The organism is Bacteroides sp. D1 (assembly GCF_000157095.2).
Taxonomy (GTDB): Bacteria; Bacteroidota; Bacteroidia; order Bacteroidales; family Bacteroidaceae; genus Bacteroides; species Bacteroides xylanisolvens.
The window spans coordinates 13098-30893 of record NZ_JH114332.1 but is presented as its reverse complement, the minus strand read 5'-3'; the positions used below and the strand labels follow the sequence as shown (position 1 = coordinate 30893).

The 17796-nt window shown below is 42.7% G+C and carries 14 protein-coding genes; 2 read left to right on the top strand and 12 right to left on the bottom strand.

Annotation, left to right across the window (positions count from 1 at the left end):
- Positions 1 to 4: 4 nt before the first annotated feature.
- From BSAG_RS18255 to BSAG_RS18275, 5 genes are read right to left on the bottom strand one after another with little or no spacing between them, the layout of a single operon-like run.
- Positions 5 to 1528, bottom strand: a complete 1524-nt coding sequence (locus BSAG_RS18255) for a M14 family metallocarboxypeptidase (protein WP_004314996.1) — start codon at positions 1526 to 1528, stop codon at positions 5 to 7.
- Positions 1529 to 1535: 7 nt separating this feature from the next.
- On the bottom strand, positions 1536 to 2906 hold the full coding sequence (locus BSAG_RS18260; RefSeq protein WP_004314995.1) for a hypothetical protein: 1371 nt from the start codon (positions 2904 to 2906) through the stop codon (positions 1536 to 1538).
- Positions 2907 to 2924: 18 nt separating this feature from the next.
- Positions 2925 to 4070 carry a beta-aspartyl-peptidase gene (iadA, locus tag BSAG_RS18265; RefSeq protein ID WP_008997369.1) on the bottom strand — a complete coding sequence of 382 codons (1146 nt, stop codon included), beginning with the start codon at positions 4068 to 4070 and terminating at the stop codon, positions 2925 to 2927.
- An 18-nt stretch (positions 4071 to 4088) separates the two neighbouring features.
- Positions 4089 to 5465, bottom strand: a complete 1377-nt coding sequence (gene dcuC / locus BSAG_RS18270) for a C4-dicarboxylate transporter DcuC (protein ID WP_008026208.1) — start codon at positions 5463 to 5465, stop codon at positions 4089 to 4091.
- A 20-nt stretch (positions 5466 to 5485) separates the two neighbouring features.
- Positions 5486 to 6901, bottom strand: coding sequence for a leucine-rich repeat domain-containing protein (locus tag BSAG_RS18275; protein ID WP_004314992.1), 1416 nt, complete (start codon positions 6899 to 6901; stop codon positions 5486 to 5488).
- A gap of 221 nt (positions 6902 to 7122) precedes the next feature.
- Here BSAG_RS18275 and BSAG_RS18280 point away from each other — a divergent pair, with 221 nt between their 5' ends.
- The gene (locus BSAG_RS18280; protein WP_004314991.1) at positions 7123 to 9075 is read left to right on the top strand and encodes a transglycosylase domain-containing protein; all 1953 of its coding nucleotides are present in this window, start codon (positions 7123 to 7125) and stop codon (positions 9073 to 9075) included.
- Between the two features lie 27 nt (positions 9076 to 9102).
- Here BSAG_RS18280 and BSAG_RS18285 read toward each other — a convergent pair whose 3' ends face one another.
- The 3 genes from BSAG_RS18285 to BSAG_RS18295 form a co-directional block, all read right to left on the bottom strand.
- On the bottom strand, positions 9103 to 10338 hold the full coding sequence (locus BSAG_RS18285; RefSeq protein ID WP_004314990.1) for a hypothetical protein: 1236 nt from the start codon (positions 10336 to 10338) through the stop codon (positions 9103 to 9105).
- Positions 10339 to 10424: 86 nt separating this feature from the next.
- Positions 10425 to 11117: a DUF4476 domain-containing protein gene (locus tag BSAG_RS18290; protein ID WP_004314989.1), complete on the bottom strand. Its 693-nt coding sequence runs from the start codon at positions 11115 to 11117 to the stop codon at positions 10425 to 10427.
- A 115-nt stretch (positions 11118 to 11232) separates the two neighbouring features.
- A complete protein-coding gene (locus BSAG_RS18295) occupies positions 11233 to 12072 on the bottom strand; it encodes a S1 RNA-binding domain-containing protein (protein ID WP_004314988.1) in 840 nt (279 codons plus the stop codon).
- 187 nt (positions 12073 to 12259) lie between these two features.
- Here BSAG_RS18295 and BSAG_RS18300 point away from each other — a divergent pair, with 187 nt between their 5' ends.
- Positions 12260 to 13261: a malate dehydrogenase gene (locus BSAG_RS18300; protein ID WP_004314987.1), complete on the top strand. Its 1002-nt coding sequence runs from the start codon at positions 12260 to 12262 to the stop codon at positions 13259 to 13261.
- 71 nt (positions 13262 to 13332) lie between these two features.
- Here BSAG_RS18300 and BSAG_RS18305 read toward each other — a convergent pair whose 3' ends face one another.
- The 4 genes from BSAG_RS18305 to BSAG_RS18320 form a co-directional block, all read right to left on the bottom strand.
- Entirely contained in the window at positions 13333 to 13773 is a 441-nt protein-coding gene (locus BSAG_RS18305) for a Fur family transcriptional regulator (protein WP_004314986.1), read from the bottom strand.
- Positions 13774 to 13780: 7 nt separating this feature from the next.
- Positions 13781 to 15727: a heavy metal translocating P-type ATPase gene (locus BSAG_RS18310; RefSeq protein ID WP_008019914.1), complete on the bottom strand. Its 1947-nt coding sequence runs from the start codon at positions 15725 to 15727 to the stop codon at positions 13781 to 13783.
- 66 nt (positions 15728 to 15793) lie between these two features.
- Entirely contained in the window at positions 15794 to 16429 is a 636-nt protein-coding gene (locus BSAG_RS18315) for a porin family protein (protein WP_004314984.1), read from the bottom strand.
- 1114 nt (positions 16430 to 17543) lie between these two features.
- On the bottom strand, positions 17544 to 17796 hold a 253-nt coding region (locus BSAG_RS18320), incomplete at its 5' end, for a transposase (RefSeq protein WP_232287643.1).

The following is a 17796-nucleotide window of genomic DNA, read 5'->3' as shown; positions in this document are numbered from 1 at the left end:
TAATCTATTTCATTTTACGATAGACGCCCAGCGTATTATTTACTGCAGCATCAATCACGCGGTAGTTGACGAAACCATTGGCCGATTCCGGTTCCAGCAATACTGTCACAAGGGTAGCCAAAGGTTGGGACATGGAAATACGATAGCTACCGGCCGGAAGAGTAATCGTACGGTTACTGGTATTTGTTACCACGTTCAACGGCAAGATACCAGCCACTAAATCATGACTTTCTACCGCCTTGGTAACGGTATAGCACTCCAGTTCAATCGTTTCCGGAGATGCCAGCCGCTCCAGTTCAACTCCATATTGCTGCAATATTTCGACTGCACGATTTTGGTTCGCATCCAGATAATAGGCAACAGGACGTTGGCGGGTCAATACGACCTCCGATTCGGGAGCAATACGCGCCTCAACAGGCACAGTCACCTCTTTACAGGCAAGCATGTCGATAAAGGTCAATGGATAACCGGAAGCGGCCTTTGAACGGAATGTCACAGCAACATCACCATTATAATGAGCGGATTCGTCCACTGCTTTTCGTATTTGGCCTTCATGTTCAAAAGTAGTACGGGCAAATGACTCTGCCAATTTGTAAACAGTATATACCCTACGCTTATAGGAGGTACGCCCCAGACCGACACCACGTACTTCCATCAGCATGGAGATAGCTCCACGCAAGGCCATGATATTAGTGGAAGAACGGGGTGAGAAACCGCCAATATTGAATATAATTTCTCCACGATTACTTTTGGTAGTGAAATAGGTGTGATGTGTCAGCCCTTCCGCATCGGCCATGCGAATGGCTTCAGGCACATAAAATTCGTCTACAACAGTACGCAATGCCGGAGACACATTCGGGTTGCTGCTCCACAAAAACATAAAGTCGTTAGGGTTGGTAACCAGCAGTCCGTCGGTCACTTCTTCATAAGAAGCGCGGAGTGGTTTATACTCATGGAAGTCAATAAACAAATGAGGTTTGACTGTCAAAGCAACCCGTTGTAAGGTACGTGCTTCCGGAGTTGACAAAAGCGTCTGATCACGGTTCAGGTCTATACCATTAGCAGTGACCCGTTCTCCCTGTTCGCTTCCGTCAATATTTACCGAAGGCATAATATAGAAGTCCATTTTATCAAGCAGAGCAGACAGTTGAGAGTCACAAGTCAGTTGTTTCATAAAATACAGAAGACCTTCGGTGCCAGCAGGTTCATTTCCATGCACACACCCTGTATAGAGGACACGTAATTTATCATTTCCTCCCTTGCTCACTTTTATCATGGGTATTTCACGTCCACGCTGGGTGCGACCAACAATTTGAAGTTTCACTCGTTCCGGATACGTAGTAGCCAGGTCATGTAAGAACGTCATCATCTCACGATATGTGGTGAAGCCGTGTTTCTTGGCAAATGCCGGGGTATCAATATCGACCTGCGGATCCGGGAAAAACTTCGCCGTCACCTTTCCAGTCTGTTGAGCATAGAATGGAAGACCGGACAATAAAAGACAGAGTATTAATAATATTCGTTTCATAGCTTCATCAGAATTTAAATTGGAACAATAGGTTACCTATCCACTCATTGCCATTATAGGTGTATGTACTATCAGGAGTACGGTTTTCACCATTGCTACGAGCCAGTCCGACAGTCAATTGTATCTTGGCAGCATAATTGCGTGTCAGATATTTGGAGACACTGAAATCATAAAAGTTATGCCTGTTGAAATACAGATTATTATTCATATACGAATATTCATCAGGCTTAAGGTATGTATAGCGCAAATCAAAACTCCAAAGACTACGGAGCATATATCCTGCCTGGATATTAAATCCTTGTCCCAACATCATTCGGTTTTTGATGTAAGCTTCTACATTCTGTTCTCCGTTCACGTCAAAGGTGGTAGCGGTGGAACCGTCGTTTCGTACCCGTTTCGTTATAGAAGAAGGAACATATCCCCATGTCTTTGCATATTCGCCCAACATCGAAAATCCGCGATACTTAAAAGCAAAGTCCGCCACCAGTTTAGCATAATCGGGAAGATCTATTTCATCACGGTCATTCATATAAAGAATATCTCCGTTACTGCGCCCGCCACGACGGTCGGATGTACCGTCCGCATAGCTATATGCAACACCGACACTCAACTTCGGAGTCAGTTCGTAAGCCATATCCCCTTCTCTGCTTCCTCCCATCGAACGGAAAGCTCCAAAAGGAAGGTAATTCAACCGGCCGCCATACTTCAATCCACCATAACGCTTTCCTTCCGAGATCGGACCGGAACCATCGGTGATAGCAATGGAAGGACGTAAAAGTCCTTTGCTGCCTAGCCGGAAAGAACTTTCGGCAAAAACACCCAATTCACGAATCGTGCTAAATGCAGAAGTTATTTTACTACGTTCACCAAACTGTAACGTGTGAGAACTCATCTGCAATTCATAGTTATCCGTAGGAGTGGAACGCTGCCCAAACGAAATGACAAGTTTAGAGCCCCAAGGGCGATAGGCAGCATAGGCATCCATCAATAACGACCCGGAGTCATCATCCGTCTCACTACCTTTCACCAAGTCGAGTCCCAACCGGAAACGCAATTTATCGTGATAGACACTTCCATCAAAACGTACACGGGCACGACGCACACGAAAACGGTTGTACATCTGATCCACATCTTCAAAGCGACGGCTTTCTACCGATGTTTGTACCATCCCGCTGACCGTCAGTTTATTGCCGCCTTGTGTTGTGAATCTTAAGCCATCCCCCATTTTATAGCGATGGAGGACTACTTTATTGTCGATATCTGATAAACTTTCATCGCTGGCTTCCACTATTTCGGCGTCATCACTACCTTCGTCTGTCTGTGCCATTACCGGAAGGAGCAAGAATAGCCCTATCAGGAATAATAGATATTTTTTCATATCCATGTTGTTTTAGTATTACATTTCAAAATTTCCCTTACGCATCACGACACCTTCGTGCATCATTTCCGCACCACGGGCATAGACACCTTGCAGTTTCCAATTGTCATCAAACAGCGTTATATCCGCATCCCATCCTTCCCGAAGTTCTCCTTTTCCTTTCAGCTTCATTGTACGGGCAGGGTTGGAAGTTATCAGGCGGAAAGCATCCGAAGGAGCAATGCCTCCGTCCACAATCAGCCGGATCACTTGCTCTAGGTTTCGATGTAACGGCGCCACAGTATAACTATCCTCACCGGTTATCGGATCCTTACGACGTACGCCGGCATTACCATCCGATGAGAAAGTCATACGGTCAATAGATACTCCGGCATTCAATCCCTCCAGTACACTTTCATAAGGTTCACAATATTTTGTTCCTCCTGTGGAAATATCAATCATTCCCCCCATACGGGCAAATTCAATTCCTTGCAAGAATAAATCGTGTGTACGTCCCATGTGAGTAGGAGAAATATAGCTGATTAATGAAGGATACTCCCGTGCTATCTCTAACAATAGCTCAATTCCTCCGGGCAAAGCTCCCAAATGCACATGCATCACTCCGCCTTTGGCAGAAGTAAAACCTCCCAAGCGTACTTGCTGAATGATACGCATCAATTCGGTTTTAGTAGGATAGGAACTACGGTCGTCACTGATTGCTATCTTACAGCCAATCACTTTATCAATGAAAATCAAATCGTTGGCAATGCTATCTGTCAATGTGGGAGTGGGCAGGCCATAGTAACCGGTAAGCATATAAGCGGATATACCGTCCATGCACAGTGCTTTCGTTTTGGCATACAGTGCCGGTAATTGTTTCACGAAACCATCGGTTCCCAACAGTCCGACTACCGTAGTCGTTCCACAAGCCAGTAAACGGCTTAACGGTACTTCAGGGGCCAAAGAAAAGTAGCCGGTTTGTCCGCCTCCGCCAATGATATGTACGTGCTGGTCTATACAGCCGGGAGCAGCATTCATGCCTGCCCCATCGATCACTTCCACCTCTAATCCCCGAATATCGATATGGGGTGCGATACAAGCAATCTTTTCACCACAAATAAGCAGGTCGTTCATCCCCCTGTCTTCAGGAGCATAAAGATGTATATTTTGAATCAGTTTGAACATCATAATCAGTATTACTTGTTAGATAAAAAAGTGAATAACTATCATTACAATCAGTGTAATTGTCAGCGGAATGATATTGCGTTTGGCCAAATCGGTAGCCGACACGCCGGCAATCTCCGAGATAGCAATAATGACACCGGCAATAGGTGATGCCGCCCGTCCCATGCTCGATGCTAATTGCATAGGTAATATCATATCTACGGGAGTCATACCGACTTTGGTAGCAATTGACGGAACCAGCGGACCAAACGAGAAGAACGAAGCATTTCCACTTCCCATCAGGATAGCAGCCAGGAAAAGAATCAGGATAATGACAATCGAAACCAAAATGCCAGAGAATCCCAGACTGGTACATCCTTCAACCAACGCATCAATAAAGCCAAGGCTAATTAACCCCTTAGAGAAGATTTCTGCCGCAACAATCAGTGTCACCACATTGGTAAATACCTTACCCATCCCTTCCCAGAATGATTTCATAGTCATAAAAACAGCTTTAAAAGAACGAAGACGTATCAACTCAAACAACATGGAAACTGCCAGAGAGACAAACATAGCCGTAGTGGTATCCAATTCAATCGGAGGGTCGAACAGGTGTACATATTTCGAAAAGATGATTAACAGGAATAACGGCAACACTGGCAGAATCGCATAAATCAATGGAATATCCACCTTGAAATCTTTTGTATCCATCATTTCTGGTTGCGTACGTCCTGACTGGCGATCCTTGCGGTCAAAATAACGATTGGTGAGATAGTAAACAATCATTAGCAAAATAGTAAGCGGAATGGCCAGCGGAAGCTGGTGTTCAACAAAGTACAGCATATTATTTTGACCGACAAGTTCCGCCGCCCGGGCGGTATTGGCCGAACCGGGACCCATATCAAAAATAGTGCAGGCAGAAATAACCGATACTGCCGTCAGACGACTCACTCCCAAACCTACCAAAATAGGAAAGATAGAAGCAACCAGCAACAAACCAAGTCCTGTTGCGCTCGGTGTACAAATGAAAAGCATCTGTCCGATAGGGATTACAATGGAAGCAGCGATATAGGGAAACTTCTTGAAAATAGCCAGCGGTTGCATAGACACATATACCAATGCATCACTAGCCTTGATCTTTTTCATGTAAGCTACATAACCTCCAATAGTCATAATCATCAAACCAACACGAAGCATGTTCGATGAAAAAGTTTCTTTTATAATCCGAAAGAGGTCGAAAACCGGCGTCCCCGTTGTTTCGGTCAGACTTAGCGAATGCATACCAAGCAACATGCTAAGTGCTAACATCAAAATCCCGGCTACCATCAATACTCCTTGCGGGTTATTCTTTTTCATTAGCCAATAAGCTACCAATACAATTACCTGTAAGGCTATAAATGCACCTATATATATCATCATAGTATTCTTTATTTGAATTATTCTGCTTCTACACCTTTGTTTTTAGTAGTAGTCAAATTATTAAATATTGCGCTCGGAATCTTGAAGTTTGCACCAGGATTGCCACTTAAGTCGAGTTCTGTCAATTTAACCAGATTCGAAACATTGATTTCTGTCAATTTATTATTTTTCAGATTAAGAGTTTCCAGATTGGGGGTATATGAGAGATTAATGGTCGAAAGCGTACCATATCCACTTTTCGTACTACCATTACAATTCAAAATACGCAACTTAGGGTTACCACTCAAATCCAATGAACCGACTCCTGCCGTATTCACTTGTAGGACCTCTAAATTACTAAGTCCAGTAAGCGGAAGTGCCTCGGTAAACTTATTTGAGGTGGCAGTAAATTCAACCAGTCCTGTAAAGAACTGCAAGCCATCTACAGAAGCTATAGGGGTCTCTGCCGTTTCAAGACCGGCTGTAACCAACTCACTGGTAGCGGCTGATGTTTTCGCTACATTTACCGCCGTAACAGTAGCCGCCATCGTCTTATCCAACTGATATTCATTGCCCTCTTTCACAACCAGCCCTTGTGGCAATTTACCAGCATCTGTTGAAAGATAATAAAGATACTCTCCAAAAGCCTTATCCGGGATTGTGAACAATTCACCGTCTTCACCTCCTCCACCTTCGGAATCAGCCACCACTCCGACAGCAGTAGTCAACTGGGTCATTAAATCCTCCGGAATAGCAAAAGGAGCAGCCGGGTTATTGCTCAAATCAAGTTCTTTCAATGCTGCATAGTTTGAAGGAAGAATAAAGCCATTCTCCTGAAGATTTTGGTTCTTTAAATAAATATGTTCTATCACATTATTATTTGCAAAGCTAATTGTAGAAAGTTTGGTAGATGTATCACCGGCCGAATTTCCACCATAGCGAAAGCGAATAAGTTTTGTATTCTGCGACAAGTCCAGTGCTGCAACAGAGTTATTATTCATCTCAACCGTTTCCAGCTCGGTCAATGCAGTCAGATCCATACGCTCCACCGAATTGGAAGTAATCTTCAATGTCTTTAGAGCGGTAAAGAACTGCAAACCGTCCATATCTACAATCTTCACTGCAGCTGTAGCCAATCCCGCATTCTCCAGTTTAGCTATCTGCGCATCGTTTTTTACCAGATAGAGATTTTCTACGGTAGCAGCCTTTTGGGTGTTCAGGTAGAATTTGCCATTTTCCGCAACAGCCATTTCATAAGGAAGCTTGTTTTCGTCTGTACGGCTACAGTTATAAACAAGGTATTCTCCCAACGCACGATCTTTAATTTCATAAAGGTCTTGCTCACCACCTCCCTGTATATCTTCCACATCATTAGTGGTACAAGATGAGAGTCCTCCAAGCAATAATGCCATGCAAAACATTGCAGTAGTCATCGGTTTGTTCATTCGCATCATAATTTCAAAAGTATTGGTTTTGAGCGTAAAAGTAACATTAACGAGTAAACGAAAAGATTAATACAGACCTTAACAAAAGATTAATATTGCAAATAAAGCGCCTTTTTTTTGTATTTTCTTCTCTCTACTGATGAATATAACTCTAAAAATGGGAAAATACTCCGCTTGTTGCCCAAATTATTATCTACCTTTGCAACGATTATCATATCAAGAAAAAGAAGATGGAAACGTCCAGCAAAAAAAGAATTATTATTCTATCCGCTACCGGTATCTTGCTTACCGGGCTCATTTGTCTCTTTATATCCCGCAATATTATTTTATGCCATATCGTTGACAAACGGACTACACGTATCGAACAGGCATACGGACTGCAGATTCATTATCAGAAGTTACAAATGGAAGGCTGCAATAAGGTGGTTTTACAAGGACTTTCTATTATTCCCAACCAACGGGATACCCTGCTGACATTGCAATCTGTCAACGTAAAACTAAGTTTTTGGAAGTTACTAAAAGGAGAAGTCGAAGTACGCAATGTCCATATGGATGGGCTGGCAATAAACTTTATCAAATATGATTCCCTAGCCAACTATGACTTCCTGTTCCTTAAACGACAACAAGAGACAGAGTCAAAGCCTGCCATAGAGAGCAACTATGCCAACCGCATCGACCGGGTATTGAACCTCATTTACGGCTTTCTGCCCGAAAACGGCCAACTCAACCAAATAAAAATAGCCGAACGCAAAGATAGTAACTTCGTTGCAGTCAACATCCCCTCCTTTGTTATTAAGGATAATCATTTTCAATCAACCATTCAGATAAAAGAAGATACACTGCCTCAACAACAATGGCAAGCATCGGGTGAACTGAACAGAAGAGACTATACATTAAAAGCAGCTCTCTTTGCTCCGGAGAAAAAGAAAATCTCACTACCTTATATTACCCGCCGTTTTGGAGCAGAAGTCACTTTCGACACATTATCTTATAGCATGACTAAAGATAAACGTGCGACCGCCCAACTGCTCCTCAAAGGAAAAGCAAGAGTGAACGGACTGGACGTATTTCATAAAGCCCTCTCTCCTGAAATCATTCATCTCGATCGCGGACAACTCTGTTACGAGATGAATATAAACGGACACTCATTTGAATTGGACAGCACCACCATTGTTGACTTCAACAAACTCCAGTTTCATCCTTATTTACGGGCCGAGAAGGAGAAGGGAAACTGGCATTTCACTGCAGCAGTCAACAAATCCTGGTTTCCGGCAGACGATCTGTTCAGTTCTCTGCCGAAAGGATTATTCAGTAATCTGGAAGGCATCAAGACAAGTGGTGAGCTGGCTTATCATTTTCTGTTAGACATTGATTTTGCGCAACTGGATAGTCTCAAACTGGAATCTGAATTGAAAGAAAAAGATTTCCATATCATAAGCTATGGAGCTACTTCACTCTCCAAAATGTCCGGTGAGTTCATTTACACAGCTTATGAGAATGGAGTGCCGGTACGAACCTTCCCTATCGGCCCTTCATGCAATCACTTTACACCCTTAGACAGCATTTCCCCCATTCTAAGAATGTCTGTCATGCAAAGCGAAGATGGAGCATTCTTTTATCATCGCGGTTTCCTGCCCGATGCCTTACGGGAAGCACTGATTTACGACCTGCAAGTGAAACGCTTTGCACGCGGAGGAAGTACGATCACCATGCAACTGGTAAAGAATGTATTCCTGAACCGTAACAAGAACTTTGCGCGTAAACTGGAAGAAGCATTGATTGTGTGGCTGATAGAGAATGAAAGACTAACTTCCAAAGAACGTATGTACGAAGTATATCTGAATATTGTAGAATGGGGACCGCTCGTTTATGGTATTCAGGAAGCGTCTGCTTATTATTTCAAGAAACGCCCTTCGCAACTGACCACGGAAGAAAGTATTTTCCTAGCTTCCATTATCCCGAAACCCAAGCATTTCCGCAGTTCTTTTGCAGAAGACGGACAATTAAAGGAGAATATGGAAGGTTACTACAAGCTGATTGCAAAACGTCTTGCACAGAAAGGAGTAATAAGTGAAATCGAGGCGGATAGTATCCGCCCCGATATCCAAGTTACGGGCGACGCCCGGAATAGTCTAGCCGGTGAAAAACCGAAGTCTAGTTCTCCTACCGCTGAGGAGCAATGAGATTGATATAAATAATAAAGGAATAGGTTATCTTCTTGAACTGCTGTTTCTTTCAGAAGAACGGGAAGAGCTTTGAGTGCTATTACTTCTCGTACTTCCGGAAGAAGAGCGTCTTTCTGTTTGTCCGCTGGAAACATTGCTCCGGGTAGAGCTACCGCTGCTTCGAGTAGAACTCGAACTACCGCTACTACGGCTAGAGGTAGTACTACTGCTACGGCTGGTAGTATTTTCACTACTGCGACTGGAAGAACTACGACTGGAGCTAGAACTGCCACGATTGGAACTAGAACTGCCACGACCGGAGCTACCACGACTGGAAGAACTATTGTTTCTATCAGAACTGTTATTTCTATTATAGGAACCACTACTATCGTTTCGCCTACTTGAACTTTCCCTTGAGCTGCGACTTGTCTTTCCACTTTCACGGTTGGAACCGCTACTTGTCGAACTTCCGCTTGTCGGTCTGCGATTAGAGCTTGAAGAACCGGAACTTGTTTCCGGACGGGGACGAGTCGACGTACCAGGTCGCGTTGTCGTTCCGGGACGAGACGTATCAGGACGAGTAGATGTGCTTGGACGAGACGTTCCGGGACGTGTTGTTGATGAACCCGGACGGGAAGAATTACCCGGACGTGTCGGTGCATTATGCGGACGAGTGGAAGTATTCGGACGGAACCGGACAGAACCAAAGTCCGAACGACGATAAGAGTGATATACTCTCTGATCTCTCACCCGGTGCGGTGCAGAGTAATGGTTGAAATTAGTATATCTTCCCCGATAGTAGCTTGTATGGTGAAAGTGTGGACGATAATGCGCTCCACAATAAGTACGGTAATGATAAGGCACACCAAAATAGAACAAGCTACGGTTCGGGTAATTGATGTAAACCCTGAAACTCCATTTCCCTCCGGTTACATAAATCGGCCGATAGAAATACTCGGCACCGAGAAACCGACGATACTGCGCATCACTCAATACCCAGCGAAGATCGTCGTTACGGATATCCAAAGCTTCATAATAATCATCCAATGCCCATTCGTAACCACGTGCTACGTAATCCATTATATTACGGACAGAATAAATAAAGTCGTAATTAATCTCATACGCATCATTATATTGCTGTGTACTCAAACTCAATTCATACGCCATCTTATCGGTAAGAAAACGTGTCTCCTTACGTACCTTGCTGGTGCTCATTCCAGCCATTACGGTCATATTGGCAGTCAGACCGACCGCAAAGAGTAAAAAAAGTATTCGTTTCATAATTCAATCTCCTATCATTTATTATTCCGATAATATTCCTCAATAAACATGCGTAACATATCTCTATAACCGTACAGTTAATAGTATCAACGCCGACCATACCCTATCACAAAATCATTCATCTTGTCCTTGCTGGAAGTAAATGTCAGGGTATTAATCACTGTAAAGAAAGCTTCTTTATCTACAATGCGGGGATACATTATCTTCATAATTTCCATCCGGTCATCGTCAAATGTATAAAGTTTGGTCAGTTGGAGACATTGGGCAGATGTAAAATCAGAACCGGCCAATGCAGCATTAAGCAACTTTATACGATCATCTTTAAAAGGCTCCTTCTTCATCTCATTATAAAACGTTTGAAAGAGCTGATCGTTCATGACCCTGTTGTAACCATATCCCGGGCGGTGTTCTCCTTGTCCCGGACGATGTCCCCCCTGTCCGGGGCGGTCGGGTCTTTCCGGATGCATGTTATCACGTCCGTCTACCCATATCTCTTTCACTCCCCTACCATCGAAATAAACATAGTCTTTATACAATTTTTCTCCTTTCCATACTCGCTCTCCCGGACGGGTAAAGCGGGTGGCATATACTTCAACAGTATAATGTCCGGGATTCAAATTGGCTATAAAGCAGGTAGTAGTAGGCAAACTGATTTGGTTTCCTCCCAAGTAAACAAGTATCGGAGTGTTCCCACCGTCGATACGGATTCCGTTAACAGACTGCGCTTGTAAGGAAAGGGCAGCGAACAGGATGCAGAAACTTATTATAATCTTACGCATAACTTATCTCGTTTTTATTATTTATATCTTTAATCTGATACCACAAAAATAGGGTGAGGAAACTCCCCACCCCAATGATTCTCTCTATTCGTATGTAGGGAAATCCCTATTCTGTTTAGGAATCCGCCAAAACAATGCCATCCTCGTGCAAGGTAATCAGACGTTTCTTATACAAGTCGCCCACTCCTTTCTTAAAGGTTTTCTTGCTGACACCAAACGTATCGTAGATATCTTCCGCAGGACTTTTATCATTCAAGTTAATTCGTCCCCCGTGCTCTTTGATATAGTCTAGCAGCGTTTTCGAAAAATCGTCAATCTTTTCAAAACCGGGTTTCTGAAGAATCAAATCTACTTTACCATCTTCACGCACCTGTTTCACAAAAGCTTTCATTTCCATCCCTGTCTCCAACGGACAGAATATTTCATTTTCATACAACAAACCGCTATACATATCATCTATAATTGCCTTAAAGCCTAAGTCCGTCTTCTGCCAGATAAGAATATTCACCTCTGCTCCCGGAGCATATTCCGGCTTTTCTTTCGACAGATAACGTTCCACTTTTGCTGAAGCCACAATACGGTAACTCTCTTCATCCACATGTGCATGAACCACGTATTTCCGTCCAACCTGCATTTTCATCTTCTGCTCACGGAACGGCACAAATAGGTCTTTCATCAATCCCCAGTTCAGGAAAGCTCCGTATTGATTTACCCAGGAGACTTCCAGACAAGCAAACTGTCCGACCTGCACTAACGGGGTCAGTGTCGTAGCAATCAGCCTCTCATCCATATCCAGGTAAAGAAACACATTCAAAAAATCTCCTATCTTACAATCCTCGGGCACATAGCGGGTAGGCAACAAAATCTCACCTTCTTCCCCACCATCGAGATATACGCCGAAATCGACTTCCTTCACGACTTCAAGCTGGTTGAACTTTCCTAATTCGATGCTCATATTCTTATCTATTATATTATATAAGCAGCAAAGATAATCTATTTTGAATAGATCCCTCAATCTGTCAGCTATAACTTTTCGTTATCGAGAAAAACTATTTGCAATGAACAATCTGCGTTCTAATATGTTAACTTTGTAGCGACAAAAAGAAAGAGTAAATTATTCACCTTTTTAAACATATAAAATTATGGAATTTCTAACCAACGAGAAACTTACGATTGTGGGAGCTGCCGGAATGATCGGCTCCAACATGGCACAAACAGCCATGATGATGAAACTCACTCCGAATATTTGTCTCTATGATCCATTCGCACCAGCTTTGGAAGGAGTAGCTGAAGAACTGTATCATTGCGGTTTTGAAGGTGTCAACCTTACCTATACTTCCGACATCAAAGAAGCGCTGACCGGAGCTTCTTATATTGTTTCTTCCGGTGGAGCAGCCCGTAAGGCAGGTATGACCCGCGAAGATCTGTTGAAAGGAAATGCAGAGATTGCCGCTCAATTCGGAAAAGACGTTCGTCAATATTGCCCGAACGTAAAACATATCGTTGTCATCTTTAATCCTGCAGACATCACCGGCTTGATTACTTTGTTGTATTCAGGTTTGAAACCTTCACAAGTTTCTACATTGGCTGCGTTGGATAGCACCCGCCTGCAAAACGAACTGGTGAAATACTTCCATATCCCCGCTTCCGACATTCAGAATTGTCGTACGTATGGCGGTCATGGAGAACAAATGGCTGTATTTGCATCTACCACCAAAATAAAAGGAGAACCCCTGACCGATTTCATCGGTACTACCCGCCTTCCGTTGACGGAATGGGAAGCACTGAAAGTACGTGTCATCCAGGGTGGAAAACATATCATCGACCTGCGCGGCCGTTCTTCTTTCCAAAGCCCGGCTTATCTGTCTATCGAAATGATTGCTGCTGCTATGGGCGGACAGCCATTCCGCTGGCCTGCCGGAACGTATGTTTCCAATGGCAAATTCGACCATATCATGATGGCGATGGAAACTTCAATTACTAAAGACAGCGTTACTTATAAAGAAATAGCCGGAACTCCTGCCGAACAGGAAGAATTAGAAAAGAGCTACGAACACTTATGTAAACTTCGTGACGAAGTGATTGAAATGGGAATCATCCCAGCCATCAAGGACTGGCATGCTTTGAATCCCAATATTGACTAATCAAACAATATTAGCGAAAGCAGAAGGCCGAAACCTGACGATCTTTTTATCGTTCCGGGTTTCGGCCTTTTTTATTTCATTGCCAATGTCATTCCCACGGAAGAACATTCCTGACAAATCCCTTTAAGGACATAATTAATGCTATGCAAAGTAAATCCTTCAGGCAAATCAATCACCGGGATATGGGTACCTTCCAGGCAGAATGTACGATGACATTTCTCACAATAAAAATGCGAATGTAAATCCTGTACCACACAATTGCAAGAGTTGTCGCAAACGGCATACTTCAACGAGCCGCTTCCATCGTCTATGCTATGTATGAGGTGATGAGACAAGAAGAGAGCGATGGTACGGGATATGGTCGATTTATCAACTGTGTCGAGCAATGTTTCGAGGTCAAGCAATGACACTGCACGCTCTGCCTGCATCATCTCTTTTATCACCAAGAGCCTTATTGCAGTTGGCTTAATGTCTCTTCTGACCAGCTTATCCAAATAAATATCTTCTTCCATCTTTCTCCTATTTTATCATTTTCTGTATTCTGACGGCGTTCATAATAGCAAGCAACGCAACGCCTACGTCTGCGAAGACAGCTTCCCAAAGAGTAGCGATTCCACCGGCTCCCAAAATCAATACAAGCAATTTCACTCCAAATGCCAGTGATACATTCTGCCAAATGATTCTTCGTGTCAACTTTCCTACTTTGATAGCTTCGGCTACTTTCGACGGCTGATCTGTCTGTATCACGACATCGGCTGTTTCAATGGCTGCATCACTGCCCAATCCTCCCATAGCAATACCGACATGACTCAAAGCAAGCACCGGTGCGTCATTCATTCCATCGCCGACAAATGCAATCCGGTTTGCCTCATCCTGACGCAATTCTTCTAGGTGTTTCACTTTCCCTTCCGGCAGCAAGTCGCCATAGGCTTTCGATATGCCGAGCTTCTCCGCAAAGTTAGTAACAATACTCTGTTTATCACCGGATAATATCTGTATGTTTTCAATATTTAAAGCTTTTAAGCGATCAATAGCTACCTTTGCGTCTTCTTTCAAGGCATCAGCCAACAACAGATAACCGGCATAACGGTTTCCAACAGCACAGGCTACAATGGTATCTGTCATCTTCAACAATTCTTGCGGAAAGGATATATCAAACTTGGACAGTAACCGGCAATTACCAACCAGAACCGGTATTCCGCCTACCGTTGCTTCCAATCCGAAGCCGGCATATTCTTTCGTATCGGTAACGGTTACGCGTTCTATGTTTTGTTCTTTTGCGTAGTTTACAACAGCCTTGGCAATCGGATGTGTGCTATCACTTTCTACCGAAGCAATCAGTTTCACTAATTCTTCTTCCGAAATATCGCCTGCACTTTTACAGGCCTGCACGTCAAAGGTTCCTTTTGTCAGGGTTCCTGTTTTATCGAATACCACCGTATTGATCTTAGTGATAGCGTCCAGATAATTACCGCCCTTGAATAAAATACCCAATCGGGATGCCGCTCCGATACCACCAAAATAGCCTAATGGAATACTAACCACCAATGCGCATGGACATGAAATCACCAAAAAGACCAAAGCTCTGTATAACCAATCATTAAATGTGAATACAAATGCAGGATTGATAAGTGAATAGACAAATGGAGATAATACAATTAATACGGCCAGTATGATAACAATCGGTGTGTAAACACGGGCAAACTTGCGAATAAACAATTCTGCCGGGGCTTTGCGTTCGGCGGCATTCTGAACAAGTTCCAATATTCGGGCGAGTGCGCTCTTGTCAAAAGGTCTCGTCACTTCAAGTCGGATTACCTTGTCGGTTACAATCATTCCGGCAAGCACTTCCTCCCCTTTCCGAATATTACGAGGCACGCTTTCGCCCGTTAATGCAGCTGTATTAAAGGCGGCAACTTCATTCTGCATGATTCCATCCAATGACACTCGCTCACCTGCCTTTATTTCTATGATTTCACCGACTTTTATCTTTTTAGGACTTTCAGTAACAAGATTACCCTCTCTAAGTACCAGTGCTTTTTCGGGTCTTACGTCTAATAAGGCTCCGATATTACGTTTGGCTTTATCTACCGCTTTACCCTGAAACAGTTCTCCTACTGTATAAAATAGCATCACGGCTACGCCTTCCGGATATTCACCAATATAGAAAGCCCCCAGAGTAGCAATAATCATTAGAGTAAACTCACTGAAATAGTCTTTTTCCCTGATGCTTTCCCAGGCTTCTTTCATCACCGGAATTCCTACCGGAAGATAGGCTACGATATACCATATCAAAGAAACATATCCTTCACGGAAGAATGCTAAATCGAGAGCATTCATTATTATTCCACCTGCCAGCAGCAGGAGAGAGAATATCACTTTCCCATATTCATGGAAGTTCGAAACCTTTGCATCAACCTTTTTTTCTGCTGCGCATGAATGAGCGCCACAACTACAATGTCCCATAACATTCATCATTTAGTTGATGCAAAGGTAGCAAATGATTTATGCAACAAAGTTGCAAAATCGGTTTTAGAACATATATCCCAATGAGATCATCAGGTTTCTGTTCTTCATTCCTACTTCTTTGATTACCTCAACAAGTCCGAAATCATAGCTTATGGCAACCTGATATTTCTTACTGAACTCAACTCCGGCTTTCAGTCCAAGACCGAGGTCGAATCGTTTCAGACCATCGTCGCCAAATATATCTTCGGATGCTGAATTGCCTCCTATTTCATCAAAATCAAAATAATCACCGTCCACTTTCGCTTTTGCTTTTCCAAACAGTCCGACAGCAATATAAGGACCTACACTACCAAATAATGAGAAATCATCATTCACTGCATATTTATATCCTACACGTACTGGTACTTCCAGATAGTATGGATTAAATGTTATGCTTGCAAGTGATCCGCCATCAACTTTAGCACCTTTCAATGTCAACAATGCAGCGAAATCCATATAGGCACCACTACCATTCGCATCCTGCGACAATCCCACTTCTGCTTTAACTCCTGCGTGAAAACCTATCCTGCTGTCAAAACCTGTAATGGTGTATTTACTAACATTCATACCTGCCATCACACCCCATTTCAGGTTGTCTTGAGCATTGATACTCACTACGCTTATCGCTACTAGAGCGAACAATAACAAGGCCTTTTTCATACGAATAAATAATTTAATTATTGTTTAGAAATTATGTGAGGCAAAAATAACAATAATTCGCATAACTCCGAGAGGTTTAGTGAAAATATATAAAATAAACGATATGAATCTTATGAGATATAGTCATAGCAAGGGAACCAGACTATTTCAAACGATTTTATGGAACATAGAACAAAAACACTCTGCACAGAGAAAAAAACATAGGATGAAAGACTGTATAACTTAATTAATTGTTATCTTTGCACAATCAGTCGTAGCGCGACTGTATTGTTTGTTTTAAGAAAAAAAAGCGTTTAGCTGATTTCTGTGCCAGTGAAAAGTCCAAAAATTCCAAACACACAGAGAAGCAGATAAATGCTCCTTGCAATATGCGGGGAGTGTTTCCTGTTTGTGTGTTTAGGGCTTGGACTCCCTCTCTGGCGGATAGGCAAATGCTCTCCGCTTTTTTTGTGCCTATAAATTTGCGGTAGATGTAAAACAACAAGTTAATAATAACCACAAAGGCAAGTCAATTCGGATGGAGCGACACCCGAACGACTGCAAAGTCGAAAACGTAACATTTAGATGTTGCTACTTGCCTTTGAAAATATAAGAGGTAAAGGCTAGCAATACCCTCGAGGGGAACAAATGGATTCATCCAGGAGTTCCCCTCTATTTTTGTAAAGATGTGTACTATTGGAAAGACAGATATTAGGTCTACATATAAATTGGTTCTTAATCAAATTCCGTGCTACTTATTTATGTTCAATAACCTTATTCATGGCTATTCCGGGGTACTTTAAGATGCATATAGCTTGGATAATTTATTTGCTATTTCTAATATGCTGATATCCCTTTATCCATCAACCTTTCAATGAGCTTTACTAGCACGGAATTTGAAGAAGAACCAAATCGGGGGTTCTTAATCAAATTCCGTGCTACTTATTTATGTTCAATTACCTTATTCATGGCTATTCCGGAGTACTTTAAGATGCATATAGTTTGGATAATTTATTTGCTATTTCTAATATGCCGATATCCCTTTATCCATCGGCCTTTCAATGAGCTTTACTAGCACGGAATTTGATTAAGAACCTATAAATTTGGTTCTTCGTCAAATTTGGTGGTACTTCTTCTATTGTGAATAAAGAATCTTGGCTCTCAGTAGTTTACTTCCTGCCCTATTGTACATCTGCCTTTTTACCGCTTTAATTTTATTCACTGTCCCCTCCAGTAATCCGTTATTAAAGGGGATATCAATAGCTGCCTGTACTGCCTCCCAGTCTTTTTCAATACCATATGCAAAGTTCGTCAGTGCCATATTCCGTGTTGCCTTCGCTTTTTCTAATCCACTTTCTAATATCCTTATCATAAGTGTTCCCATTAAT